The organism is Bradyrhizobium sp. USDA 4506 (genome assembly GCF_054058795.1).
In genome coordinates, this window is sequence record NZ_JBSSBM010000002.1 from 8419619 (window position 1) to 8444191 (window position 24573).

At 64.2% G+C, this 24573-nt stretch carries 21 protein-coding genes and 1 pseudogene; 13 read left to right on the top strand and 9 right to left on the bottom strand.

Annotation, left to right across the window (positions count from 1 at the left end; genetic code table 11):
* Window positions 1–116 precede the first annotated feature (116 nt).
* Window positions 117–2933: a CHAT domain-containing protein gene (locus ACVIHF_RS41825; RefSeq protein ID WP_253604118.1), complete on the bottom strand. Its 2817-nt coding sequence runs from the start codon at window positions 2931–2933 to the stop codon at window positions 117–119.
* A 454-nt stretch (window positions 2934–3387) separates the two neighbouring features.
* Here ACVIHF_RS41825 and ACVIHF_RS41830 point away from each other — a divergent pair.
* The 3 genes and pseudogenes from ACVIHF_RS41830 to ACVIHF_RS41840 all read left to right on the top strand — a co-directional run bounded on the left by ACVIHF_RS41830 (window position 3388) and on the right by ACVIHF_RS41840 (window position 5775).
* Window positions 3388–3798: pseudogene (locus ACVIHF_RS41830) on the top strand (ester cyclase).
* A gap of 168 nt (window positions 3799–3966) precedes the next feature.
* The gene (locus ACVIHF_RS41835; RefSeq protein WP_076827939.1) at window positions 3967–4773 is read left to right on the top strand and encodes a lytic murein transglycosylase; all 807 of its coding nucleotides are present in this window, start codon (window positions 3967–3969) and stop codon (window positions 4771–4773) included.
* 153 nt (window positions 4774–4926) lie between these two features.
* Window positions 4927–5775 carry an FRG domain-containing protein gene (locus tag ACVIHF_RS41840; RefSeq protein WP_076827937.1) on the top strand — a complete coding sequence of 283 codons (849 nt, stop codon included), beginning with the start codon at window positions 4927–4929 and terminating at the stop codon, window positions 5773–5775.
* Window positions 5776–6388: 613 nt separating this feature from the next.
* On the opposite strand, the gene ACVIHF_RS41845 is transcribed toward ACVIHF_RS41840, so the two are convergent.
* Window positions 6389–7258: an SDR family NAD(P)-dependent oxidoreductase gene (locus ACVIHF_RS41845; protein ID WP_283064377.1), complete on the bottom strand. Its 870-nt coding sequence runs from the start codon at window positions 7256–7258 to the stop codon at window positions 6389–6391.
* A 160-nt stretch (window positions 7259–7418) separates the two neighbouring features.
* On the opposite strand from ACVIHF_RS41845, the gene ACVIHF_RS41850 reads away from it, so the two are divergent.
* From ACVIHF_RS41850 to ACVIHF_RS41880, 7 genes are all read left to right on the top strand, one after another.
* Window positions 7419–7823 (top strand): response regulator, encoded by a 405-nt coding sequence (locus ACVIHF_RS41850; RefSeq protein WP_057018055.1) that lies wholly within the window; start codon window positions 7419–7421, stop codon window positions 7821–7823.
* A gap of 115 nt (window positions 7824–7938) precedes the next feature.
* Window positions 7939–8550, top strand: a complete 612-nt coding sequence (locus tag ACVIHF_RS41855) for a LysE family translocator (protein ID WP_456793808.1) — start codon at window positions 7939–7941, stop codon at window positions 8548–8550.
* A gap of 306 nt (window positions 8551–8856) precedes the next feature.
* A complete protein-coding gene (locus tag ACVIHF_RS41860) occupies window positions 8857–9111 on the top strand; it encodes a hypothetical protein (RefSeq protein WP_456793809.1) in 255 nt (84 codons plus the stop codon).
* A gap of 231 nt (window positions 9112–9342) precedes the next feature.
* A complete protein-coding gene (locus ACVIHF_RS41865) occupies window positions 9343–10548 on the top strand; it encodes a GGDEF domain-containing protein (protein WP_253604106.1) in 1206 nt (401 codons plus the stop codon).
* 35 nt (window positions 10549–10583) lie between these two features.
* Window positions 10584–11204 carry a peptidoglycan recognition protein family protein gene (locus ACVIHF_RS41870; RefSeq protein ID WP_456777571.1) on the top strand — a complete coding sequence of 207 codons (621 nt, stop codon included), beginning with the start codon at window positions 10584–10586 and terminating at the stop codon, window positions 11202–11204.
* Between the two features lie 178 nt (window positions 11205–11382).
* Window positions 11383–11760: a VOC family protein gene (locus ACVIHF_RS41875; protein WP_283064371.1), complete on the top strand. Its 378-nt coding sequence runs from the start codon at window positions 11383–11385 to the stop codon at window positions 11758–11760.
* Window positions 11761–12716: 956 nt separating this feature from the next.
* Complete coding sequence (locus ACVIHF_RS41880; protein WP_456793810.1) at window positions 12717–13604, top strand: L,D-transpeptidase; 888 nt, start codon at window positions 12717–12719, stop codon at window positions 13602–13604.
* A 1151-nt stretch (window positions 13605–14755) separates the two neighbouring features.
* Here ACVIHF_RS41880 and ACVIHF_RS41885 read toward each other — a convergent pair.
* From ACVIHF_RS41885 to ACVIHF_RS41910, 6 genes are all read right to left on the bottom strand, one after another.
* Window positions 14756–15568, bottom strand: coding sequence for an aminoglycoside phosphotransferase family protein (locus ACVIHF_RS41885; protein ID WP_253604099.1), 813 nt, complete (start codon window positions 15566–15568; stop codon window positions 14756–14758).
* Window positions 15569–15745: 177 nt separating this feature from the next.
* Window positions 15746–16555: a phosphotransferase gene (locus ACVIHF_RS41890; protein WP_253604097.1), complete on the bottom strand. Its 810-nt coding sequence runs from the start codon at window positions 16553–16555 to the stop codon at window positions 15746–15748.
* A 178-nt stretch (window positions 16556–16733) separates the two neighbouring features.
* Window positions 16734–17753 (bottom strand): OmpA family protein, encoded by a 1020-nt coding sequence (locus ACVIHF_RS41895; protein WP_141340036.1) that lies wholly within the window; start codon window positions 17751–17753, stop codon window positions 16734–16736.
* 413 nt (window positions 17754–18166) lie between these two features.
* Window positions 18167–18574 (bottom strand): hypothetical protein, encoded by a 408-nt coding sequence (locus tag ACVIHF_RS41900; protein ID WP_253604095.1) that lies wholly within the window; start codon window positions 18572–18574, stop codon window positions 18167–18169.
* 447 nt (window positions 18575–19021) lie between these two features.
* Entirely contained in the window at window positions 19022–19918 is an 897-nt protein-coding gene (gene rpoH / locus ACVIHF_RS41905; RefSeq protein ID WP_024581019.1) for an RNA polymerase sigma factor RpoH, read from the bottom strand.
* A gap of 216 nt (window positions 19919–20134) precedes the next feature.
* Window positions 20135–21154: an RluA family pseudouridine synthase gene (locus tag ACVIHF_RS41910; RefSeq protein ID WP_244435987.1), complete on the bottom strand. Its 1020-nt coding sequence runs from the start codon at window positions 21152–21154 to the stop codon at window positions 20135–20137.
* 21 nt (window positions 21155–21175) lie between these two features.
* On the opposite strand from ACVIHF_RS41910, the gene ACVIHF_RS41915 reads away from it, so the two are divergent.
* The 3 genes from ACVIHF_RS41915 to ACVIHF_RS41925 all read left to right on the top strand — a co-directional run bounded on the left by ACVIHF_RS41915 (window position 21176) and on the right by ACVIHF_RS41925 (window position 24083).
* Entirely contained in the window at window positions 21176–21511 is a 336-nt protein-coding gene (locus ACVIHF_RS41915; protein ID WP_028333161.1) for a hypothetical protein, read from the top strand.
* A gap of 126 nt (window positions 21512–21637) precedes the next feature.
* The gene (locus ACVIHF_RS41920; protein ID WP_253604091.1) at window positions 21638–22285 is read left to right on the top strand and encodes a QcrA and Rieske domain-containing protein; all 648 of its coding nucleotides are present in this window, start codon (window positions 21638–21640) and stop codon (window positions 22283–22285) included.
* A 67-nt stretch (window positions 22286–22352) separates the two neighbouring features.
* Window positions 22353–24083: a methanol/ethanol family PQQ-dependent dehydrogenase gene (locus ACVIHF_RS41925; protein ID WP_225159733.1), complete on the top strand. Its 1731-nt coding sequence runs from the start codon at window positions 22353–22355 to the stop codon at window positions 24081–24083.
* Window positions 24084–24260: 177 nt separating this feature from the next.
* On the opposite strand, the gene ACVIHF_RS41930 is transcribed toward ACVIHF_RS41925, so the two are convergent.
* Window positions 24261–24533 carry a hypothetical protein gene (locus tag ACVIHF_RS41930; RefSeq protein WP_057018047.1) on the bottom strand — a complete coding sequence of 91 codons (273 nt, stop codon included), beginning with the start codon at window positions 24531–24533 and terminating at the stop codon, window positions 24261–24263.
* Window positions 24534–24573: the final 40 nt, after the last annotated feature.

Sequence of the window (24573 nt, forward strand, 5' to 3'; positions counted from 1 at the left end):
TGCGCCGGTCTGCCCTGCGCGATCGAGTTGCGTGCCGCCCTTGCGCAACGCCGGGCGCAGTTCGGCCCGGCATGCGCTCGCGGTGCCCGTCCGGTCACATCAACGACATATACGGCTCAGCCCTCGAACAGCACGAACGCCGCCCACACGCTGGCGTCGCCCGCGCCCGCGACCTTGCCGTCGCGCGCATCGCGCCTCGTCTGGCGCAGCGCATCGGAATAGGTCAGCCCCTCCGCGAGGTGCTCGTAGAACCGCACGGTAAAACTCGCGGTGCCATCGTCGGCGACCGGCCACAGCGTCAGCAGCGCGCGGCGCGCACCGGCGATGCCGAGCGCGGTCGGCAGGCCGCGCAGGCCGCTGACGAAGCTCTCGTCGCCGCGACCGGTTTCGCAGGCCGACAGCACCAGGAGGTCGAGCCCGGACAGGTCCCAGTCCATCAATTCGAAGGCATAGAGATAGCCGTCGTTCTCGTCGCGCAGCGGAAATCGGCTGTCGCCGGCGCCCGACAGCACGATGCCGCTCTGCCACAGCGTGTCGAGGCCCGACGCTGTGCCGTCGCGATAGAAGCCGTGCGTCGCCAGATGCGCGATGCGCGCCTTGCCGATCGCCGCGCGCAGCGTGCCTTCGCTGACGCCGCGTCCGGTCAGCATCTCGACCGGCGCGCCGCGGGTGCGGGCGAGTTTGGCGATCGCCTCGATCTCGGTCCGGGTCGCGGGCAGCGGCATCGGCCCCGGCTCGCCATATTCGATGCCGCCGGCGAGCAGCATCGCGCCCCGCTGATCGAGCGTCTCGCGCGCATGGATCGCGATCAGCGCATCGGGGCTGGTCAGCATCCGGATCGTGAACTTGTCCTCCAGCAGGCCGCCGCCACTGCCAGGCAGCAGCGCGAACGGCACGGCGAACAGGAAGCCGTCAGGCACGACATAGAGCGTGGTCTTGTCCTTCAGCAGCGGCTCCAGCGGCGCGAACAGCCGCGCCCGGAGGTTCTGGAAGCGGCCCTTGACGTCGGGCGCGTGCGTGTCCGGATCCGACGCAGCGGCCCGCGTCGCGCGCAGCCGCGCGATCTCGGTGCGCACGCCGGTGTCGACCATCCGGCCGGGATCGCCGAGATCGACCACGCGCGCCTCGCTCGTTGCGGTCTCGACGATCGCGTAGAGCACGGTCGCCGCCAGCGGCGCATTCGCCTGGCGATCCGCCTTCCATTGCCGGGTGATGAAATAGTTCACGACGGCTTCCTGCGCCGCGAGCAGCTGTGACGGACGGATCGGGTCTTGCGGCAGCTTCGCACCGATCGCATCGAGCCGCTTCTGCAGCGCCTTCTCGGCGGCGTCCTGCCGCCCCCACACCGACCTCGCCCAGTCGTCGATATTGCCCGACGAGAACAGCTCCTGTTTCTCGCCGTTGAGCCGGAGCGCCGTCCGCAGCAGCGTCGCGGTCTCCTCGTCCTTGCCGGCGACCTCCGTCTCGAGCTGGCGCAGCGCCGTGGCGTCGGCGCCGCCGAGCGTCTTCCAGCGCAGCACGGCGGCGGCAAAGGCCGGCTGCGCCACGGCGGAGCCGGCGCCGGTGGCGAAGCGGCCGAACGCGAACAAGAGATGGTCGGCATGGGCGCGGATCGCTTCGGCGACGGCGCGATCGCCCGATGTGCCGACCTCGCGCTTCATCCAGTCGAACATCTGGCGGTCAAGCGCGGCGAAGGCCTGCACCGCGCGGCTCGGATCATCAGCGATCAGGGCGGTCGCGATGCCGAGCTTGATCTCGAAGCTGATCGGATGCTGCGCGGTGAAGGCGCGGCTCGAGATCGCCAGCGCGGTCTCGCGCAGCCGCATCCCCTTGTCCCGCTCGCCGCGCTGCTCGCGTTGGCCGGCAGCCAGCACCGCGGATTTGATGCGCAGGAAATCCGCAAAATTCGCCTCATTGGCGACGATCGCCTCCAGCCGCGCCAGATCGGCCGGCGCGATCGCGGCATCGCCGGCGGCGAGCATGTCGGTGTAGAACAGCCAGGCGTCGGCCTGTCCGGCAAAGCTCGGATCCTTCGGCGCCATCGCGGCCGCGATCGCGCGGTGGCGGCGGAAATAGCGGCGGGCGTCGTCGAAGCGGCCGAGATTGAGGAAATCCTGGCCGGCGTTGTTGACCGTCACCAGCGTGTTGAGATGGTTCTCGCCATAATGTCTGGCGCGCTTCTCGATCGCGAACAGATCGAGCTCGAGCGCCTTCGCCGGCGCGCCGATCTCGCGCAGCATGTCGGCATAATTGTTGGCGAGCTTCCAGGTGGTGCGGTGGTCGGGCCCGAGCGCCTTCTCCGCGCGCTCGAAATTGTGCCGGCCCAAATTGGTCGCCGACGCCGCCGAGCCGTTGGCGGACAGCGCGACCGCGAGCTTGTCGTTTGCGATCAGCGATTCCTCGGAGCCTTCGCCCCAATAGGCGTTGAACGCCGCGATCGCCTTCATGTAGAGCGGAACGGCTTCGGCGATCCTGGCGTGGTCGGACAGCAGGATCGCGTACATCAGCAGCACGTCGGCATTGCCGGGCGGCCGTTGCGCCGCCGCCTTGCTCTGGAACGCGCGCACGAACAGTTTTTCGGCGAGATCGTCGCGCTTGACCGCGCGCAGCGTCGCGGTCGCGTCGAAATACTGCTCCATGACGAACTGGGCGTCGTCGAGCTTGTCTGCGGCATCCAGTGCTGCAAGCAGCTGTGCATAGCCGGCGTCGAACTTGCCGCTGCGTGTCAGCGCGATGGCGTTCTTCAGCTGCGCGGCGATCGCCTGCGTGCTGCCGCCACCTTGCGCCGGCGCACGCTTGGCGGGGAGGTTCTGCGCGGCGGCGGTGTCGATCGCTGCGCTCAAAACAGCGCCGAGCGCGAGCACGACACCGATCGATGCGGCAGCCCTGCGCGCGCGTGCGAAACCCAAGGGGAAGCCCAAGGCGATCGTCATCGGCAGCACACCCTCATCCCCAAACGCGTCATCGGATGGCATCCCCAAATGACGGCGGCGTTGCAGCCGGCGTGCCTGGCTTTAGCGGCGCGGCGTTGCATGAACAAGACAGCGCGGCCGGCCGCGTGGCGGAAGCGGCTTGCCCGGCCCGTGCTTCTTGGTCGCGGCCGGCGGCTTCGGCGTTCATGCTTCGCGTCCTCAAATGCTGCCGTGCGGTGCGTCGCTCGCCGCCGACCGCCGCTTGCTGCCACCGGCAGTCAAGCCAACGGATGATGTTACCGCCGGTAGGCCGGCCGGCCCGCCGTGGCTGGCGGCGGAGCCGCGCAGCGCGCAAACGAACGACGGCCGAAAGCTGAGCTTTTTCTGACCATCGTCACTTGCGCCATCCCGTCCGATTCGCGTATGAGGCGCATCTCTCTCTTTCTACAACCTTTCCTTCGAGAATCGATCGCCGATGTCCAACGCCACAATCGACGCCAACAAGGCGCTCGTGCTCGCGCATTACGACGCCGTGACCAACCGCCACGATCCCGAGGCGATCCGCGCGCAGTTGGCGCCCGACTTCTTCGACCATGCGGTGGGCAAGCGGCTGAGCGCCGAGGACGTGATCGCGCATTCGGCCGCGATGCACGAGACCTTCGCCGACCTGTCGGCGGTGGCGGAATGCCTGGTGGCCGAGCGCGACATCGTCGCCGGCCGCTTCGTCTGACGCGGCCGGCACCGCAGCCCATGGCGCGGCATCGCGCCGACCGGCCGCCACGTCGAATTCCGCGGCATGACGTTCTGGCGGATTCGGGACGGCAGGATTTCCGAGCGCTGGGCCGAGATCGATTTTGTGGGGCTGGAGCGCCAGCTCAGGGATTGAGCTTCGGCTACGTGCCGATCGGTTGATGGATGCGCCGTGGTCATTCACCGTGCGAACATGGATGGAGGCGCGTAGCTGCCCGCCGAGGATGGAGTGTCGTGCCGACGCTTTGACTGCCTCGTTTGCTCCATGGCATGATCGGCCAATCGAAGCAGGGGGATTTTTTGCATGCTCAGGTGTCGTTTGGCGGTTGTGTTCGGCGCCTTGCTGCTTGCCACCCCCTCCTACGCCGCGCGCTGCGGCGGCAGTTTTCCGACCTTCGTCCAGTCGTTCTCGCAGGAGGCGGCGAGCGCCGGCATCCAGCAGGACGTGATCTCCGCGGCGCTCGGCGGCGTGCAGCAGGATGGCGGGGTGCTCGCCTTCGACCGCCGGCAGCGCTACACCTTCAACAAGACCTTCGAGCAGTATGTCGCAACCCGGGTCGGGCCCGGGCGCATCAATGGCGGCCGCGCGATGCTGCAGCGGCACGCCGCGCTGCTTTCGAAGATCGAGCAGCAGTATGGCGTGCCGCGCCAGATCCTGGTCGCGATCTGGGGGCTCGAGACCGATTTCGGCAAGGGCGACATGGGCAAGCTGCCGGTGTTCCGCGTGCTCGCGACGCTGGCGCATGATTGCCGCCGCACCGACCTGTTCCAGGGCGAGCTGCTCGCCGCGCTCAAGATCGTGCAGCGCGGCGATCTCCGTCTCAACGACATGATCGGCGCCTATGCCGGCGAGATCGGCCAGACGCAATTCTTGCCGTCGTCCTACATCAAGTATGGCGTCGATTTCGACGGCGACGGCCATGTCGACCTGCGCCACTCGGTCGCCGACGTGCTGGCCTCGACCGCGAACCTCCTGCACACCAGTGGCTTCAAGATGGGCGCGCCCTATGGCGAGGGCACCGCGAATTTCGAGGCGATGCGCGAGTGGAACAGGGCGGTGATCTATCGCAAGACCATCGGGTATTTTGCCGATCAGCTCGTGGGGCGGTGAAGGCGCGGCGGCCTTGTCCGTCATTGCGAGCGGAGCGAAGCAATCCATCTTTCGGCAAATGCGGGACGATGGATTGCTTCCATCGGGTCGCATCATGTGTTGAGAAATGAATTCCGGGCTCTCGCTTCGCGAGCCCCAGATGCGCAATGTCCCATGGAAACCATCGGTAGCCAAAAAATCTGGTCGTTCTTCGACCGCCGCGGATGCCAGGTCGCGAAGAACTCGGCGGTGCGGGAGGGGCCGGGCCATCGCGTCGGCTCCTATCTCGAGCTCGCCACCAAGATCGCCGAGCTGCAATTCCTCAACCGCGATCATGTGCTGCTGTTTCGCGGCCAGGGCGCCGACTACAGGAACATCAAGCGCAACTCGTCGCTGAAGCCGACGCTGTTTCGCGGCGGCCGCGGCAATCCCGATCAGGCGACGCTGGTCGGCCGGTTCGATGCGCTGCAACGCGCCGAGCGGATCCTGATCGCCGAATACGCCAGGGAAAAGCTGCTCGGGCTCGAGCGGTTGAAGCGGCATCGCATCCTGCGCTGGTCGATCCTGCAGCATTACGAGGTCTGCACCACGCCGCTGCTCGACGTCACCCATTCGATCCGGATTGCCGCCTCCTTTGCCTCGCTGGCGGAGACCGGCACCGCCTTCCTCTATGTGCTCGGCGTGCCGAATCTGAGCGGCGCGATCACCGCGAGCGCCGAGGCCGGCCTGCAGATCGTGCGCCTCGCCAGCGTCTGCCCGCCGTCGGCGGTGCGGCCGCACATCCAGGAGGGCTATCTGCTCGGCGAGTATCCGGAGATGTCCGGTACCGAGCAGAAGGAAAACTACTTTCCCTACGAGATGGATTTCGGCCGGCGGCTGGTCGCCAAATTCTCGTTCGCGCCGGCGTCGTTCTGGAAGAACGACAATTTCCCGCAGGTGGCGAGGAGCGCGCTCTATCCCTCGGAGCGGAGCGACCCGCTGTTCCGGCTCGCGCTCGGGGTGAAGAAGCAGCTGGGCGGGTAATCTCGTGTCACGATGACGCGCAGCTGTGATGCGCAGGCACAGTATGACCCGCGGGCCGGCAGCATCCTCAGCGTCGTCCCGGGCTTGACCCGGGACCCATAACCACAAATGTCGGTTGTTGCACGACGCTGTGGCCCCGGCGTGCTCAACAATCCAATCCTGTGGTTATGGGTCCCGGCTTTCGCCGGGACGACGGTGCATGCGCGTCTGCGCCACCGGGCCTCACGTCGCGGCCGTTCGCTCACTGCTCGTGCAGCATCCCCGGTGTCGTCCCGGGCTTGACCCGGGACCCATAACCACAAATGTCTGTTGTTGCACGACGCTGCGGCCCCGGCGTGTCTCTCCACCCCGATCCTGTGGTTATGGGTCCCGGCTGCCGGGACGACGGGCGTATGCGCGTCTGCGCCACAGGGCCTCACGTCGCAGCCGTTTGCTCACTGCTCGTGCGACATCCCCGGTGTCGTCCCGGGCTTGACCCGGGACCCATAACCACAAATGTCCGTGTTGCATGGCGCTGCGGCCGCCGGCGTGTCTCGCCAACCCGATCCTGTGGTTATGGGTCCGGCTTTCGCCGGGACGACGGGTGATGCGCGGGTTACGCCGCGCCATTGCGCTACTGGCTCGCCCTCGCGGCATCGCGGGCGATCCGCCGCGCCGCCGTCTTCTCCATCATCCGTTGCATCGTTTTCCAGTAGGTCGCCGGGCGGAAGCGTTGCAGCAGGTCCATGAAGTATGCGTCCTTGCCGATCAGGATGCGGGGCTGGTTCTTCTCGATGCCCGCGATGATGCGCTGCGCGGCCGCGGTCGGCGTGGTCCTGGCCAGCGCGTCGAAGCGCTCGATCGATTCGGCACGGCGGGCATTGTCGGTGACGCCGGTGCCGGCGCGCGAGTTGCGCGCGATGCTGGTGGCAACGCCGCCCGGATGCACCACGGACAGACGCACCGGGCTGTTCGCCACCGCAAGCTCGTGGCGCAGGCTTTCCGAGAAGCCGCGCACCGCGAACTTGGCCGCGCAATAGGCGCTCTGGCCGGGCGGGGCGATGATGCCGAAGATCGACGAGATGTTGACGATATGCGCCTCGCGCTGCCGCGAAAGCTGCGGCAGGAAGGCGCGGGTGCCGTGCACCACGCCCCAGAAATTGATGTTGAACAGCCACTCCATCTGCGCCTGATCGAACTCGCCGAACTCGCCGAGCAGCGCGACGCCGGCATTGTTGACGACGATGTTGAGCGAGGGGTGCGCTGTAACGGCGGCCTCCGCGAACGCCGTGATCTGGTCCGGCTCGCTGACATCGAGCCGATGCACGGTGACCTTGCGCGGGCTCGCTTTCGCGATCTCCGCGGCGGCGGCCTGCAGGCCGGCCTCGTCGCGGTCGGCGATCGCCAGATCGCAGCCGCGCAGCGCCAGTTCATGCGCGAGCGCGCGGCCGATGCCGCTGGCGGCTCCGGTCACGGCAGCGGCGGATCCAGGGATCGCGGTCATGTCGGGTGAGCTCCATCTCAACGGGGGTGGTGGTTGCCAAGCGAGGAACACGGCATTTCCACGCTTTTCTCAAATTGGAACTGAACCATCCAGTGATTTTGGGCATTTAATCTATGTTACGCGCTCGAACCGAAGCATTCAAACCAAGGGAGCCACACCCATGGGACAGTCAAAGCCCTACCGTGCGAAGGCCCTGGTGGTTGAGGACGACCCGATGCAGCGCGAGATGATCGGGCTGCTGCTGGAGGAGAGCGAGTTCGACGTCATCGCCTGCGAGAGCGCCGAGGCCGCCGAGCTGGTGCTGCAGGGCAACGGCGACAACGTCGTGCTGATGATGACCGACGTCGAATTGGCCGGAAACATGACCGGCATCGAGCTCGCTTATGCCGCGAAGAAGTACAGACCCGATCTCGACGTGATCGTCACCTCGGGCAAGCCGCTGCGGCAGCGCCTGCCCGAAGGCGCCTTGTTCTGGGCCAAGCCCTGGGCGCCGCTGGACGTGATCCGGGTCGCCGAGATGAAGGCGTCGGAGCTTTCGCATCGCGGATGGCGCAGGTCGTCATAACGGGGTGTCGACGCTGGCGCCGGGCGGAGGCCGGCAGCCGCTTCCGCCGTCCCCGTCGCCGTGATATTGGCGGACGATGTCTCGCCCGCCGAGGGTTTGAAGTGACGGATTTGAAGTGACCTGGTCCTTTCTGCTGACGTCGCTGATCGTGGTGGCCTCGCCCGGCACCGGCGTGCTCTATACACTGGCGGTGGCGCTGACCCGGGGAGCGCGGGCGAGCGTCGCGGCGGCGTTCGGCTGCACGCTCGGGATCGTGCCGCAGATGATCGCGGCGATGCTCGGGCTCGCGGCCATCCTGCACACCAGCGCCGTGGCGTTCGCGGCGCTGAAATGGGGCGGCGTCGTCTATCTGCTTTACATGGCCTGGCAGGCGCTGCGCGAGCGCGGCGCGCTTGCCGTCGACACCGAGATCAAGCCGCGCTCGCGCCGGCGGGTGATCGTGACCGCGATCCTGATCAACATCCTCAATCCAAAGCTGTCGATCTTTTTCCTGGCCTTCCTGCCGCAGTTCATCGCGGTCGACGAGCCGCATCCGCTGGCGCGGATGGTCGAGCTCAGCGGTGTCTTCATGGCGATGACCTTTGCGGTGTTCGCGGTCTACGGGCTGTTCGCCGCCTCGCTGCGCGACCGCGTCATCACCCGGCCGAAGGTGATGGCCTGGCTGCGGCGAAGCTTTGCCGCTGGCTTTGCCCTGCTCGGCGCCAGGCTCGCCTTGGCGGAGCGCTGACGTCGCGGCCGTCACGCCCGGACGCAGGCAATAAAAAAGCAGGCGTTGCGCCTGCTGCCTTGCGCCCCGTCAGTTCGGGGCCGATCGATGTAGGGTGGTGAATTCGAGGTTGACGTCGCTGCGACCGGTTGTCCCGGTCCGGGTGCCCGGGCAGGGCAAGAGCCGCTACCCGGGCTGGAATTCGTTACTTCTTGGCGGCCTTCTTCTTGGTGGCCTTTTTCGCCTTCGCCTTCTTCGCCTTCTTCGCTTTCTTAGCCATAGTATCCTCTCAGGGTTTCATGGATTGAACGCGACTCCGAGGCATGCTTGGCGGAGGGCCAGCCTCGCAACATCCTCGATATCAAACTCAGCAGATTCGGAGGCTGCTGCCGCGTGCTGTCACGGCGTCGTCATCGTGTTATCCACAACTGTTACGCGTTTTCGCCAGCTTTTTCGCAAAGCGTTGCGCATGTCGCGCGTCGCGGCGTCGGCGCATCCATCATGCTTAACGATGCGCAAACGGCGGATGCGCAGATCTTCATCAATTCAAAACCACGGCGCGGATTGGCACGTTGTGGGTGACGCTCCGTTAAGCGGCGCGGCCGCATGCTGTTCCGTAAGACAACGGGGATTGTCATTTGAGGAAGCGCCCCGGGGGGCATGATCCGGAAAAGTGCGAAGCGGTTTTCCGAAAAGATCATGCCAAAACAAGAATCTAACGCGCGATGATGATTCAGCCTGATCTCATCGCGCTTTAGCGGCAGACGGTCATTTCAGGAGAGGCGAGGCCGATACGGCTCTCGAACAGGGGCGATGTTGAGCGTTCCGACGCTTTGGACGGTATTCATTATCAATTTTCTCGCGCTCGGGCTGATCTGGGCCTATGTCGCGCGCAGCTATCCTGCTTTCGGCGCGGCGCGGTTCTGGACCGCGTCGGCCCTCGTCGCCTCCGCCGGGGCCAGCTGCGCGATGCTTCGCGTGATGCTGACGGACTCGCTGCTGCCGCTGCTCGCGGCCGGGACCTTGATGGTGTTCGCCGCCGGCCTTGCCGCGATGGGCATCGAGCGGTTCTACGACAAGCCTGCGACCTGGCGCGCCACCCTGCTGACCACGGCGCTGGCTTTCGCCGGTCTCGGCACCTTCATCTTCGCCTATGACAGCATGCCGATGCGCATCCTGGTCTACACCATTGCCCAGGTCACGCCGTTCGCGCTGACGCTGAAGCTGTTGCTGTCGTCCGAGAACGGCCGCGTCAGCCCCGGTGCCCGGCTCGCCGGCATCGTCGCCTCCGTGCTGATCGGCATCTATGCGCTGCGTGCCGTCGGCGCGCTGCTGCAGCCCGGCGAGTTCTCCTTCGTCCGCTTCTCTGCGGGGCAGTCGCTGGTGATCCTGCTGATGGTGTTTCTGTCGATGGCGCTCAATTTCGGCTTCCTGCTGATGGCGATCGACCGGCTGCGCAACGAGGTCGCCGACCTCGCGCTGCTCGACGATCTCACCGGCGTCGGCAACCGCCGCCATCTCTTGCAGCGGCTGACCGAGGAATGCGCGCGCTCCGACCGCAACGGCGAGGCGTTCGCGCTGCTGGTGATCGACCTCGACGGCTTCAAGGGCATCAACGACACCCATGGCCACGCCGCCGGCGACGCCTGCCTGCAGCATTTCACGCTGATGGCGCAGACGCGGCTCCGCCCGGGCGACATGCTGGCCCGCACCGGCGGCGACGAGTTCTGCATCGTGTTGCCGTCCTCGACGCTGCGCGAAGGCGCGATGATCGCGCGCCGCGTGCTCGAGGTCTGCCGCGCCGATGCCGAGCAGTGCACCGGCAGGGACATTCCGATCGCGGTCTCGATCGGCGTCGCGCAATGGACCCGCGAGATCGGCCTGCATCCCGATCGCCTGGTCGCCGCCGCCGACCACGCGCTCTACGACGCCAAGAAGGGCGGCAAGAACGGCTACGCGACCTACGAGCCGAAGCCGGCGCCCGAGACGGTCGAGGCGAGCCTGCGCAAGCGCGCCTGAGCGTGCTAACGAGAGACGACACCGGATCTTCCGTGATGATGCCTCGCCTGCTCACCGCGCTCGTCGCGCTGGTCCTGTCCGCTGCCGCATCGGCCGAAACGCCCGATCTCGCGACTATCGCGCGATCGCAAGGCACGCCCGAGATTCCCGGCTTGAAGATGGTCTGGCTGGCGCCCTGGGGCGACGTCGCCAAATCGCATCCCTGGCGCAACATCATCGTGCACCAGACCGAGGGGCCGCAGGGCTCGGCGCGATACGGCGCCGAGGCGCAGCACAAGAACCCGACCCGGCGCGGCGTCATGGTCTGGGTCGAAACCGACGGCACGGTCTATTGGGCGGTCTCCGACAACCTCGTTCCGACCCACACAGACGGCGCCGATCGCAACGACAACAAATACATCGACAACAGCAAGACCTATCACCAGGTGAACAAGGACACGTCGATCGGCGTCGAGTTCGCCGGCAATTACCCCGACGTCACGACCGGCCCGACCGACGCACAGGTCGCGGCCTGGCGGGTGCTGGTGAAGTTGCTGCGCGCGCGTTACGGCATCCCGCCGGAGCGCGTCTACGCCCACAACTGGATCGACTTCAAGGATGCCCGCTACTGCGAAGGCTGCGCGCTCGCCACCATGGCGCGGCAGTGGGGCGAGTAGGGCGGACGCCGGCGTTCGGTGACGAAGCGGCAACCCGACCCGACCTCAGGGATATCGCCTTCTGACCCTGAGCGGTCATCTGGCTGTCCCAACCCAACGCCCACCTTAAAGGTGACAAATTTTCAGACATTGAGAAGAGCGGACGCAAGTTTGTTGCGTGACGTCGGAGTGCACCAAGATGAGCCCTTCTGGAGCTTTGATCGCGATCCTGCCGTGTAATGACCTTGATGCGTCGGAGCGGTTCTACAATCGGCTGGGCTTTGCGCGCCCGGACGGCGAAAGGCCTGCTCCGGGAGAGCCCGACACCTATCGCATGCTGTCGAACGGGAAGGGCGGCTATCTACATCTGACGGACGCGGTCGAGGGATGGCTGACGCCGGGCAGAAACCCTTTTGGGCTTTATCTCTACCTCGAGAGTGTTGATGCTGCGGCGCGCGAATTTCAGCAGTCACCCGAAGACAAGCCGTGGGGGATGTACGAATTCGCGGTCTCTGACCCGGATGAAACGTTGGTCCGTGTCGGTTGGCCAACCCGTCTCCGCGCCGGCGCGCAATAATTCGTCTGCTTTTGGACCCTGGCCGACATAGCCAAAAGCGCCTGTTTTGTCCGCTTCGTAGGATGGGTGGAGCGAAGCGATACCGATCAAGCTTGTGCTGCGCGGTGGGATGATGGGTATCGCTGCGCTCTACCTATCCTACGGACTGGCCAGGGCAGGCCTTGACCCATCGCGGACATTTCCTCGTCTTCATCCATTGATCTGGATCAATGCGTCCCCTCACGCTCGCGTTGGCATCGTTCGTTCTGCCAATCCATACGGAGGGTACTATGGAAAGCGCATGCAGGTATCCCTTAGCGTTGATCGTCTTTGCGTTGGCACCGTCTGCTTTCGCCGCCGAGCTCCCAAAAGAAGGCAACTTCGATTACACGGCGTGCTGGTCGGGCACGAGCAACACTATCTCATTTTCCAAGACCCACATCGCGCGAAGCTATGAGCATACCGGCTCTATCCGAAGCAATCCTCCGGGTGGGCTTTTCGACAAAGATACATTCCGGTGCGTAGGGGTTAGTGCGTCTCTTGGTGGGAAGATTACTGGCACCACGGTCTGCGAGTCCATTGACCGAGACGGTGATAAGCGACTTTCGTACTTCTCGACGTCAGAAGGAAAGGTAACCAGAGAGACAGTGGCGGGGACTGGGAAGTACGACGGCATGGTCATGACCGCAACGATACAACCCTTAGGGCCTTTCCCGGTCATCAAAGAGGGAACCTTTCAAGACTGCAATCACCAGACTGGTACCTATACGTTGAAGTGATGTTGCATCTTTGCGCGAGGGCCGCCTTTGGGCGGCCCTTGCTTTGCCCGAACCGGCGATCGAATGTGGACGATGGGTGTTGCAGCACAGGGGCTGGCGTTAACGACGCTTGGCGATTTCCAGCCTGGGCGACATCGCTTCGAAGCTTGTTAAAATTTGCCGGATACCCCTTCCGGGCACAGCGATCAGGGGAGAGGTATGGGTAAGCGGGCCAAACGTGGAAAGACCGAGACGCTCGCGCTACCAGTGGCCGGAAGAGTTGTAGTTGGCGTCGTGGCCGCTGCCGCATTGGGGTACGGCTTGCTGTGGCGGCCGGCGAGCGTTCAACCGATACGGAAGCAAGCCGCGCATCAGGTGCCGGCACCATCTAGTCCTGCGCCGTCGACTCCCATTCACGTAGCGGCGGCGGTTCAGGCGCCAGCGCCAGCGCCAGCGCCAGCTCCGGTTCCGATCCCGGTCCCCGCGCCCCGGATCGAAACACCAAAAGCCGCTGACGCTCCCGGAAAATTTGCTCGGCAGGTGGTTGACTACGTCAGTCACCAGCCGCCGGGCACCGTCGTCATCGATACCGGAAACACATTCCTCTATCTGGTTCTGAATGGCGGGCAGGCGATGCGCTACGGCATCGGTGTCGGCCGCGAAGGTTTCACATGGTCCGGTGAACAGGTCGTGGCCCGCAAGACAGAATGGCCGGATTGGCGTCCGCCGGCAGAGATGATTTCGCGCCAGCCTTATCTGCCGCGGTTCATGGCGGGCGGTCCTGGCAATCCGCTCGGTGCCCGGGCGATGTATCTGGGCGATACCGAATACAGAATCCACGGCACCAACAAGCCCGATACGATCGGGAAGCGGGTTTCATCCGGCTGCATCCGGCTGACCAATGACGACGTCATGGACCTCTATGATCGGGTGAAAGTCGGCGCGAAAGTGATCGTGCTTCCGGCACAAGCTGCCCATCGACCATCCCCGGGCGCGCCGCCCGACGCCGCCGTCTCATCGCAGGAACCGGTGTCGCCGTCGAGCCGGCCCTCGGCAGTCAACGCGCAACCGCAGGCTTCTCGATCGAAGATGGCCGACGCCCAGTAACTCAATTCTTCTGTCCCAGATCTACGACTTGAGAAGCAGCCCCGTTCAAAATGGGCTGGGTGGCCGCACCGTAACCTGCGGCATGCCAGGCGTCGGTGCGCTGTATGAGACCGTATGATCGCGTGCGTGGGGCATTGGTAGTAGCGCGCTGCAGCAACAGCGGTTTCTTGTGGATCAAATTCGGGAAAGTCGTAGCGTCGTGAGTAGAGGCTGTGCCGCTACAGCCTTCCAGCCCCGGCAGCCCCAGCTCACCCCCTGAGCTGGGGCTTGCTTGGTTCCTCGTTCGATGGTCGATCGGGATGGATGGCGTCGAGTACGGCCTGATAGGTCTAGCGATCGTTTTCTTCGTCGTCGGCGGGGGCGCTCTTCTGCTCGGATGATCAGCGCTACAACCCCCACACCATCGCGACGGCCAAGAGCACCAGCATGCAGGGCCCGCGGTCACAGCCGTCCTTTCGCGTTAGGGATCACGTCTCACTGAGCACATCGTAAATCGGCAAATGCCCGCGGCAATTGCCATTCCGAACTATTCGTCACCAACAGACGGGCAGGCAAATCGCGTGCGCAAAAGTAGTAGCGCGCCGCAGCATTGCGGTTCGTAGTGGATAGAAACTGGGAAAAAGGCGCAATGTAACGTCGTGGGCGGAGGGCGGCCGCTACAGCCTCCGAAGCCGCGTCAGTCCCAGCTCAATCCGCCTTCCAGCTGGGCGCACCGGACGGGGAGGGAGATCTCATGAGGGCAGCGCTCTTGGCATTATCGCTCGTTGGTCAGCCGCCCGTACAAATTTCAGACAGTGTTCCCAACTTCGACATCAAGTCGCTTTGCGCGGACGTTTCCGTTGACGATAAAGCGTCGGGACTTCCCCAGGACGCGAGCAAGTGCGTGAGTGACGAGGCGGTTGCGCGGCAGCAGCTAAACTCGATCTGGCTAACTGTCCCGGCGGGACCGCGAGAAAGTTGCGAACTCATGGCAGGGTCAGGGCAAGTACAAAGCTACGTCGAACTCCTCATTTGCTTGAAAATGATTGACTGGGACTCGCCATCGACAGTGCCCTCTCAGAGGCCCAAGCAAGGTTCGAAAACGCCAGGCAATTAACCGCCGTTCGATGAATTGCGACGGAGCGCTGTGAAGCGTGCGGAGAGGTCACCATTCAGTCTTCCGAGCGCAGAGTCGCTTCGATGCGCTGGATCAGCCGCTCCCGCAGCGAAGGCACCGCGTTGCCGAGAACGGCGAAGGTGCGGACGATGGGCAAATACGGCTCCATTGCCGCCGTCAGCTCCGCGAGAGACATGCCGGCCAGCCGAACATATTCGGATTGCGCCGCCGCATTGGTCGCGCGCGGCCGCTCCGGATTGTCGGCGACTTCCGGCCCGAGCTCGGACAGGATCACGTGCAAGAACCCAAGCTCGAGGACGGCGGGCCCGCGCATCGCGCTGACCCAGTCGACCAGCTTTGGGCCTTCCGTTGTCATGATCACGTTACCGGGGCTCAGGTCGGTATGGCAAAGCCCGTCGCCCGGCGGCAAGCGATCGATCAGCGCGAGGATTTCAGTGGCGATGTGCTTCGGGAGCTTGCCGTCGTCGTGCTCCAACTGAGCCTCCATATACTCGCGCATGGAGAGGACCTCCGGCGGCAGGGGCGTCTTGTGAATGGACATGGCAAGAGCCGCGACGATCGCGCCGGCCTGTTCGAACGTCACCGCGCCGGTTCGGGTTAGCTGCAGCAGGGTCGGTCCGTCGAGGCGCTGCAGCACGATGCCGAAGCGCCCGTCCAGGGTCACCTCTCCGAACACCTCCGGCACCGGAGCGCCGGCGGCGTGGACGGCGCGGATCATGTGCACCTCGAACCAGGGCATCCGCCGCGGCAAGCCGGGCTTGAACAGTTTGACGACTTGCCCTGGCGCCCAGGCGTAGGCTTCGGAGTAGGCGCCTTCACCGATCTTTTCCCCCAGCGATCCCTGCATCTTTAGCCTCCGTGTTGCTGTGACCCTCACCCTATGGTCACTCGTCATAGGCGGAGCGAAGCGACGCCGTTGTTCGAACGGCCATGGCCGGGCATGCCGCCTTCGCTGAAGCTTCGGCGGCCGAGCGAGTATGTCGGCCCGGCGTAGCCTTGGCGTAGGCGGGATGACCGGGAGTAATCACCCCGCCGGGCGCAGGGCCGCCTCGACGCGCTGGATCAGCCGCTCCCGCATCTCAGGCATGGCTCCGCCGAGCAGGAGGAAGACGCGGACGATCGGCAAATAGGGCTGCATCGCCGCCGTCAGCGCCGCAGGGGCTATGCCGGCCAGCCGCGCATACTCCGCCTGCAGAGCCGAATTGACCGTGGCCCGCTCCGGATCGTCGGCGTGTTCCGGGTCAAGCTCGGCAATCAGGACATGGCACTGTGCAATCTCGTAGGCGGCGGGCGCACGAGCCGCGCCGAGCCAGTCGATCAGTCTCGGACCCTGCGCCGTCATGATCACGTTGCCGGGGTGAAGATCGGAATGGCACAGCACGTCATCGGGCGAGAGGTGCTCGATCAGCGCGAGGACGCCGGTGGTGATGCGCTCCGGAAGCACGCTGCCGCCGAACCGCAATCGGGCGTCCATCGCCTCGCGCAGCGAGAGTGCGTCCGGCGGCGGTCGCGTCTTGTGGACGGCAAGGCAGAGCGTCGCGAGGATTGCGCCCGCTTGTTCACGCGTGATGGCGCCGGTGCGCGTAGCCTGCGTCAGGGTCGGCCCATCGAACTGCGGCAGCACGATGCCAAAGCGGCCGTCCAGGGTGACTTCGCCGAGCACCTCCGGCGCCGGGCCGCCGGCGGCGAAGACCGCGCGGGTCATTTGCATCTCGTGCCGGACGACCCACTGCGGGATACCTGGCTTGGACAATTTGACGACCTGACCGGGCGCCCAGGCGTGGACATCAGCGAAGACGCCTTCACCGATCTTTTCCCCCAGCGATCCCCGCATGCCCGTTCTCCGCCGTGCAGAGCAAACACCGGCGGCGAGCAAAAAGGAACCCCCTCCGTCGCGGGGGCCGCGGACACCATCGCTGACGGCCTGCGTGACCATCGAGAACGCCGGGTCTTCGAGGTGAACCGGAAGTCCCTCGGTAGCGGCAAGGCTTTGGCGAGTCTCGTCCGAGCCTTTAACTCGGTTCAATCCAATGGGAAGGATTCGAGACGTACATGGTTCCTCGCGTCAAGAAAGCGGACAATTCAAGTCCCACACCTAAAAACGGCAAGTCGAGCACAATGACGCCCGAGCCCTTGGCTGCCTCGAATCCTCCGTACAGCGTGTGGAGCGCATTTCTCACGTTCTGAAGCAAGCCGATAGCCGTAAAGGTGTTTCGCGTATTCAGCGCGGGTGCCACGTACCTGCCGTTTTTCAAGCCATCGATGAAGTACTTGCTGTTATGGATCGATTGTAGTGCCGATTTCGAGATCAGCTTTTCGGTAAATGCGACATTGACGCCCCAGTCATTCAGGGGTTCACGGTGCAACTCATATGGAACGCTGAAACCAAAGCCGATAACAGCAACGGCCCCTCCGCTGCCTCCAAGACCCAGTCCCCACCGGCTGCTAATAATCTGGAGGTCAAAGGTCTCCAAATCTCCCAGGTTCACGACGTAAGCGGTCGTGCTCTCGATGCCGCCGATTAACAACTGTCCGCCAGACTTGACGCCGAAGCCAAGCCAACGTTTGAAGAATTTGCGTTCCTCCGGATAAAATTGAGGTTTCGGTTGAGGCGGCGGTGGTGGCGGTGGCGGTGGTGGATTTGGCTTATTCCAAACCGAGATGATCACACCACGCCAAGCTTCGTTTTCCACCCCATCCATTTCACCTGCATACTTGGCCGCGCGTTCCCCTTTCGCCACCTCGAGCGCAACTTTGAAATTGTTGGGCACTTGTTTGCGAAGCAGATCGATTACGGCCCGCAGCCTATTCTGCGACAATTCCATGTTGAAATCGTCGCTGCCGGTACGACTTGCAAGTCCTATAATTGTAAGGCTTCCTCCGCTCCTCAATTTTGGAGCGACGACACTGATCAGCCAATTGGAATGTTCCGGCTTTATGGCGAACTTGCCGACTTCGAAGTTGAATAACTTCGCCGCAATCGTATCCGGTGCCTGCGATCCGTACTCCTGGATTTTTCCAGGTGATGCCATGTTGACTATCTCCCAACGGAGAGACCGACTGCGGAACGGGTAGGACCCGGATTGAAATATCCGCGTATCAATATCCGCGCATCAATGGGTCGCTTTGGAGTTTATGCCGGTTCATCGTCGCCCTCGGATTTCCCGTCAGTGACTTGAAGGTGCCGTCGAAGTCGGCGAAGGCGAAGCCATAGGACACTCCGTGGTTTTCGGCGGAATGAGCTCGCGCGGCAGTGGGCGAGTAGGGCCGCGTACTCCATTAAAATCCAGGACGCCTGCTTTCGGGGACGAAGCGGAAACCCGATCCGAGTTCAGGGATATCGCCTTCTGGCCCGAAGCGGTCCTGCACGCGGATGGCGCGCCGTCGCGTGCGCCATCCGCTCCTGCAATCTATCTCTTGCTATCTCTTGCGAAGAAAGAGAGCCTCAGGCCTTCAGGTCCGTGATCCGCATGATCGCGACCACATTCCCATCATTGTACGCCTGCTCTTTTGTTTCCTTGTTGCAGGTCCAGACAAAATTCTTCTTGCCCGTAAAGGTCTTTCCCTCCTGTTCAAGCCGAAGCTCCCCTTCGGTGATATGGCAGATCATGGCATTCATCATCGGGGGGCCCATGGTCTTCGATCCCGGCTGCATAATGACATCGCGCATTGAGACCGTCTTAAATCCTGGGATCAGGGATGGTGTCTCGCCTTCATATTCACGCAACACGACACCTGGCCAAGGTGCCGTATCCTTGTAGCCCGTGGCTTGAGCCTCGGCGGGCTTGATCATGGCAGTCGAAACCGCTGCCAACGCGATTCCCAGTGCGGACCTTCGATCGACCTTCCTCATCGCTTTTCTCCCGACGTTACCGAACGAGCGGCCGCAAATGCAGCGCGCAAAGTTCGTGGTGAACGGTGGTGCGAAACCGAAAAAAGAACGGCCTCTAGGAGAGCGTGCCTGCCGATAGCACCAGTGCTGCTCGTTTGCCCGGACGGTGATTTCGGCACGTCCCGCTTCAAGGGCCGTGACATTCTACGTCACCTGACGCATCCGGGGAACAGGTGGCGTTGCACGAAGACACTGCAGCCTGTCGGGAAGGTCCGAAACTGGCCCCTTAGCCGGCATGACCGAGTGCGCCTCGCGGGTCCGCACCCGAGGCTGATGCGGACATTCGTCGGCAGGCGGATTGATGGCTACACGCCCCGGATCGAGGTGCGTGCCGAGCACCACTTTGCAAACAACAAAAAAGCCGGCGTTGCCGCCGGCTTTCGTGTCTGTTGGCTCGCTGCTGCGCGATCAGTGCGCGGCTTCGAGCGCGGCTTCCTGCCGGGCAATCGTGCCCTTCACGGCCGACTGCACCTTCTCGAACGCGCGGACCTCGATCTGCCGCACGCGCTCGCGCGACACGCCGAACTCGGCGGCGAGGTCTTCCAGCGTCATCGGCTCATCCGCCAGACGCCGCGCCTCGAAGATGCGGCGTTCGCGCGGGTTGAGCACGCCGATCGCACCGTTCAGGGCCTGGCGGCGATGATCGAACTCCTCGCTCTCGGCCATCAGGGCTTCGGCGTTGGGCGAGTTGTCGACCAGCCAGTCCTGCCATTCGCCGGCTTCGCCGTCGTCGCGGATCGGGGCGTTGAGCGACGCGTCACCGCCGAGGCGGCGGTTCATGTCGATCACGTCCTGATCGGTCACGCCGAGGCGCTTGGCAATCAGCTTGACCTGGTCGGGGTGGAGATCACCCTCTTCCAGGGCGGAGATCTTGCTCTTCGCCTTGCGCAGGTTGAAGAAGAGCTTCTTCTGGTTCGCGGTGGTGCCCATCTTCACGAGCGACCAGGAACGCAGAATGTACTCTTGTATTGACGCCTTGATCCACCACATGGCGTAAGTGGCGAGACGGAAGCCCTTCTCGGGCTCGAATCGCTTCACCGCCTGCATCAGGCCGACATTGCCTTCCGAGACGACCTCGGAAATCGGCAAGCCGTAGCCGCGATAGCCCATGGCGATCTTGGCCACGAGCCTGAGATGGCTGGTGACGAGCTTATGCGCCGCGTCGCGATCGTCATGCTCGCGCCAACGCTTGGCGAGCATGTACTCCTGCTGGGGTTCCAGCATCGGGAACTTGCGGATCTCGGCGAGGTATCGAGAGAGGCCGGATTCTCCATTGAGGACCGGCAACGTAGCTGTACGGGCCATTTGAGCGCCCTCCAGTGGTTCAGGCCCCCGATAGCGGCGGGCCCGGCAGGTGGCCGCTGGGTTAAAGCCGGCCATGCTGCGATGTTCCGCGCTGGATATTCAGCGCAGGTGCAACATACACCAAACTGTCCGTGATAGGGAAGGATTGCTGACGTCACGTCCCCGTGTGGCAGGTATAACCTGTTGTCATAACGCGGCTTTTCCGGAAGTGGTGCGTCATACCGCCGCTTCCAGCGCCCGTTGCAGAAGAAGCAAATCCTCCGGCAAAGGCGCCTCCCAGTGCAAAAGTTCTCCGGTCCGGGGGTGCTCCAATGCCAGCAGATAGGCGTGCAGGGCCTGCCGGCCCAGCGCAGTGAGTGTGTCCTTACCTTCCGCGCCGAGCTGCCCGGCCTTGGTCTTGAAGTGGGCGCCGTACACGCTGTCGCCGAGCAGGGGATGGCCGAGATGGGCGAGGTGCACCCGGATCTGATGGGTCCGCCCGGTCTCGAGCCGGCACGCCAGCAGCGAGGCGACCGGCTTGCCGTCGCGGCCGGCAAAGCTCGAGAGCACTTCGAAATGGGTGATCGCCTCGCGGCCGCCCTGGCGCACCGCCATCTTCTCGCGGGCGTGCGGGTGGCGGTCGATCGGCGCGTCGATCGTGCCGTGGGGCCGGTTCGGCACACCCCAGACGAACGCCATGTAGCCGCGCTCCATCGGCCCGGTGCGGCCATGGTCGGCGAACTGCGCGGTCAGCGACTGGTGGGCGTGGTCGTTCTTGGCGACCACCATCAGCCCCGTGGTGTCCTTGTCGAGGCGGTGCACGATGCCCGGCCGCTTGACCCCGCCGATGCCGGACAGGCTCGAGCCGCAATGGGCGATCAGCGCGTTGACCAGCGTTCCGCTGGCGTGGCCGGCGGCGGGATGCACGACGAGGCCCCTCGGCTTGTCGATGACGATGATGTCGTCGTCCTCGAACACGATATCGAGCGCGATGTCCTCGCCCTGCGGCTCGGCGGGCGCGGCCTCCGGCACGTCGATTATGATCGTATCGCCTTTGGCGACATGATAAGCGGGGTCGCGGACGACGGCGTCCTTGACGGTCACGGAACCGGCGAGGATCAGCGCCTTCAGCCGGGACCGGGACAGCTCGGGACTGCGCTGCGCGAGCACGCGGTCGAGCCGGGCCGAGCCCTCGTCGCCGGCGACGACGACCTCCAGCTTCCGACCGCCATTCGAAGAGACTTGTTGCGAAGACACTTGCAAAGATAGAGCCTTGTGATGACCGACACCGCTGTGACCGAACCGACCCCCGACCAGGCCGCGCTGATCGCGCGGGTGCGGCGCATGATGCTGATCGCGGGCCTGACCTCGGCACTGGCCGTGGCCGTCGTATTGATTGCCATCGGCTACCGCCTTTATCGCAGCGAGGGAAGCCCCGTTTCCGTTTCCGACGTCACTGCTGCGCTGCCGAAAGGCGCGCGCATCGTCGCCACCGGTGTCGCCGGCGAACGATTGGTCCTCACGCTTGACGTGGGCGGTGCAACAGAGATTCGCACATTTGATGCAAAGACGCTGAAACCTGTCGGCAGGCTGAGCTTCGTCAACGAGCCCTGATCGCAGCAATCGCGAAGCCGCGCCGTCGATCAACCCAAAGCTGCAGCGTATTTTTTGCGCATGCGTTCTCGCATCGAGAAGGTGTGCCGCCATCTTTTCGGCCGAGTTGCACGTTCAGCTTGCGCCATGTCGCAAGCCAACTCCAGCGCTTCGATCGAACAGTCCGGTGAATCCGATGCGGCAGGGTCGTGCGCCGACCCGACGCGCCGCGCGGTGTTGACCGCGCTCGCAGGCTGCGCCTGTCTCGCCGCGATCGAACCAGCCGCCGCCGATGATGAAGAACAGCCCGGTGCCAGCGAGCGGCCGCAAAAAGCCGATCGGCTCGTGCGCGCCGAAGGCGACAAGGCCGGCCAGGTCATCAAGTCGGAAGATCTGACCTTGGGCGGCCCGCCCATTCGCGCCTGGCCGCAGGACCCGAACACCTCGGTCGTTCGCAAGGGCTCGCGGCTGAACGAGGTCGTGCTGGTCAAGCTCGATCCGAGCGAACTCGACGATGCCACGCGCGCCCGCGCCCCTGACGGCATCGTCTGCTACTCGGTCATCTGCACGCATGCCGGATGTCCGATCACTGCCTGGTTGAAGGAAGAGCAGGGCGACAAGAACGTCCTGAAATGCCTCTGTCACAACTCCGAATACGATCCGCGGCAGAATGCGCAGGTCGTGTTCGGGCCGGCGCCACGTCGCCTCGCGGCATTGCCGCTGACGGTTGCCGACGGCGCGATCACGGTCGCAGCGCCATTCGTCGGAAAGGTGGGTGCTCAGCAGGGAGGATGAGGCCACATCGGGATTTCTGCATGACCTAAACTGAAAAAATCAAAACAGAGCAGGGAGGTAGCATCTCATGACAAGCAAGCAGTGGTTACTGTCGAGTTGTGTCGCATTCACGTGCCTCATTTCGACCTATGCCGTCGCGGGGCCGATCGAAAACTACAGTTCGGTGACCTCGGCGCGGCTCGAAAATCCCGAACCCGGCAACTGGATGCTGTATCGCCGGACCTATGACGGACAGGGGTATAGTCCGCTCAACCAGATCAACACCTCCAACGTCAAGGGCCTCAAGCCGGTCTGGACTTTCTCGACCGGCGTCATCGAGGGCCATGAGGCGCCGCCGATCGTCAACAACGGCGTGATGTTCGCCGCGACCCCGATGGGCCAGGTGATCGCGCTCAACGCCAAGACCGGCGAGGAGTATTGGCGCTACAAGCGGCAGCTTCCCGACGATCTGTTCCAGCTGCATCCGACCAGCCGTGGCGTCGGCCTGTGGCAGGACAAGGTCTACTTCGCCACCACCGACGACCACGTCGTCGCGCTCGATGCCAAGACCGGCAAGGTGGTCTGGGACACCAAGGTCCAGGACTACAAGAAAGGTCAATACCTGACGCTGATGCCGCTGGTGGTCGACGGCAAGGTGATCGTCGGCGGCTCCGGCGGCGAGTTCGGCGTGCGCGGCTATGTCGTCGCCTACGATGCCGAGAGCGGCAAGGAGCTCTGGCGCACCTTCACCATCCCCGGCGAGGGCGAGCCCGGGCATGAGACCTGGAGCGGCGACGACTGGAAGTCGGGCGGCGGATCGGCCTGGATGACCGGCACCTACGACAAGGACAACAAGACGATCCTCTGGGGCGTCGGCAACGCTGCGCCGTGGCCGGGCTCGGCTCACGCCGGCGACAACCTCTACACCAGCTCGGTGATCGGTCTCGATCCCGAGACGGGCAAGATCAAGAAGCACTTCCAGTATCACCAGAACGATTCCTGGGACTGGGACGAGGTCGATGCGCCGATGCTGGTCGACCTGCAGCGTGACGGACGGTCGTTCAAGAGCCTGATCCACCCGGGACGCGACGCCATCTTCTGGGTGCTCGAGAACAAGCCCGACAAGATCAACTACGTGTCCGGCTGGCCGTTCGTGAAGACCAACGTCTGGAAAGGCATCGAGGCCGAGACCGGCCGGCCGATCGTCGATCCCGAGCACAAGCCGGTGATCGGCAAGCGGGTCGAGTTCTGTCCGTCGCTGTGGGGCGGCAAGGATTGGCCGTCGGCGGCGTACAGCCAGAGCACCAAGCTCGTCTACGTTCCCGCCAACGAGAACTTCTGCGGCGGCTTCACGGGCGAGAAGCAGCCGCTGGTACCCGGCCAGCTCTGGCTCGGCACCAAGCCGGAGGACATCGGACTGACGCCGGCACCGAACGCCGATCATTTCGGCGAGTTGCAGGCGTGGGATCCGGCCACCGGCAAGAAGGTCTGGCAGCACGACTTCAAGACCTCGCAGCTGTTCGGCTCGGTGACGGCGACCGCGGGCGACCTGGTTCTCGCCGGCGGCACCAACGACCGGATGTTCCGCATCTTCAACGCCAAGACCGGCGAGCTGTTGTGGGAGCAGAAGACCAACTCCGGCATCATGGCGATGCCGATGTCCTATGAGGTCGACGGAACGCAATACATCGCGGTCCAGTCGGGTTGGGGCGTCGACGCGCAACGCATCCAGGATGCACTGGCCGGCAAGGTCAAGGGCTTCGAGAACAACGTCCCGCAAGGCGGCGTGATCTGGGTGTTCGCGCTCGACAAGAAGTAAGGCACGATCTGAGCTTCGGTCCTGATTGAATGAGGACCGAAGCTCCGGCTTGTTACGACGCGTTTTCTCCAAGCGAAACGGTGTTCGTTTCGTTCGAAAACGCTTCTCACCGATAGGGGGCGATGCGATCGGGAAGCGGCGGATGGGGAGACCGCCGCTTCCCGGTCCGCGCTTGCTTTATTTGCCCTTGGTATCGACCTTCCGCTTCTCGTCGTCGTTCATCTGCTTGATCGTGGGATCGCGGCTGGCCTCGCCAGTGGTCTGGCCGGTGGTCGCTGGCGGGCCGCTGCTCGGAACCGAGTTCTGGTCGGGCAGCACCCGCGCCGGACGGGTCGCCGTTGCGTTCGGCGGCGAGGCGGTCTGGGCAAGCGCCGTCTGTGTCGCAAAAAGCAAGACGCCCGCGGACAGGGTTGCCGCGAGCGTCCCGAATGTTTGAGGTGGGGTTCTCATCGATCTGCTCCAGTGGATCGATGAGAACGACCTATCTCGT

Excerpts from the sequence above, each read along its gene's own strand:
- ACVIHF_RS41825 (WP_253604118.1), bottom strand. The coding sequence starts at position 2,933 with ATGACGATCGCCTTGGGCTTCCCCTTGGGTTTCGCACGCGCGCGCAGG.
- ACVIHF_RS41835 (WP_076827939.1), top strand. The coding sequence starts at position 3,967 with ATGCTCAGGTGTCGTTTGGCGGTTGTGTTCGGCGCCTTGCTGCTTGCC.
- ACVIHF_RS41840 (WP_076827937.1), top strand. The coding sequence starts at position 4,927 with ATGGAAACCATCGGTAGCCAAAAAATCTGGTCGTTCTTCGACCGCCGC.
- ACVIHF_RS41845 (WP_283064377.1), bottom strand. The coding sequence starts at position 7,258 with ATGACCGCGATCCCTGGATCCGCCGCTGCCGTGACCGGAGCCGCCAGC.
- ACVIHF_RS41850 (WP_057018055.1), top strand. The coding sequence starts at position 7,419 with ATGGGACAGTCAAAGCCCTACCGTGCGAAGGCCCTGGTGGTTGAGGAC.
- ACVIHF_RS41865 (WP_253604106.1), top strand. The coding sequence starts at position 9,343 with ATGTTGAGCGTTCCGACGCTTTGGACGGTATTCATTATCAATTTTCTC.
- ACVIHF_RS41870 (WP_456777571.1), top strand. The coding sequence starts at position 10,584 with ATGATGCCTCGCCTGCTCACCGCGCTCGTCGCGCTGGTCCTGTCCGCT.
- ACVIHF_RS41875 (WP_283064371.1), top strand. The coding sequence starts at position 11,383 with ATGAGCCCTTCTGGAGCTTTGATCGCGATCCTGCCGTGTAATGACCTT.
- ACVIHF_RS41880 (WP_456793810.1), top strand. The coding sequence starts at position 12,717 with ATGGGTAAGCGGGCCAAACGTGGAAAGACCGAGACGCTCGCGCTACCA.
- ACVIHF_RS41885 (WP_253604099.1), bottom strand. The coding sequence starts at position 15,568 with ATGCAGGGATCGCTGGGGGAAAAGATCGGTGAAGGCGCCTACTCCGAA.
- ACVIHF_RS41890 (WP_253604097.1), bottom strand. The coding sequence starts at position 16,555 with ATGCGGGGATCGCTGGGGGAAAAGATCGGTGAAGGCGTCTTCGCTGAT.
- ACVIHF_RS41895 (WP_141340036.1), bottom strand. The coding sequence starts at position 17,753 with ATGGCATCACCTGGAAAAATCCAGGAGTACGGATCGCAGGCACCGGAT.
- ACVIHF_RS41900 (WP_253604095.1), bottom strand. The coding sequence starts at position 18,574 with ATGAGGAAGGTCGATCGAAGGTCCGCACTGGGAATCGCGTTGGCAGCG.
- rpoH (WP_024581019.1), bottom strand. The coding sequence starts at position 19,918 with ATGGCCCGTACAGCTACGTTGCCGGTCCTCAATGGAGAATCCGGCCTC.
- ACVIHF_RS41915 (WP_028333161.1), top strand. The coding sequence starts at position 21,176 with ATGACCGACACCGCTGTGACCGAACCGACCCCCGACCAGGCCGCGCTG.
- ACVIHF_RS41920 (WP_253604091.1), top strand. The coding sequence starts at position 21,638 with ATGTCGCAAGCCAACTCCAGCGCTTCGATCGAACAGTCCGGTGAATCC.
- ACVIHF_RS41925 (WP_225159733.1), top strand. The coding sequence starts at position 22,353 with ATGACAAGCAAGCAGTGGTTACTGTCGAGTTGTGTCGCATTCACGTGC.
- ACVIHF_RS41930 (WP_057018047.1), bottom strand. The coding sequence starts at position 24,533 with ATGAGAACCCCACCTCAAACATTCGGGACGCTCGCGGCAACCCTGTCC.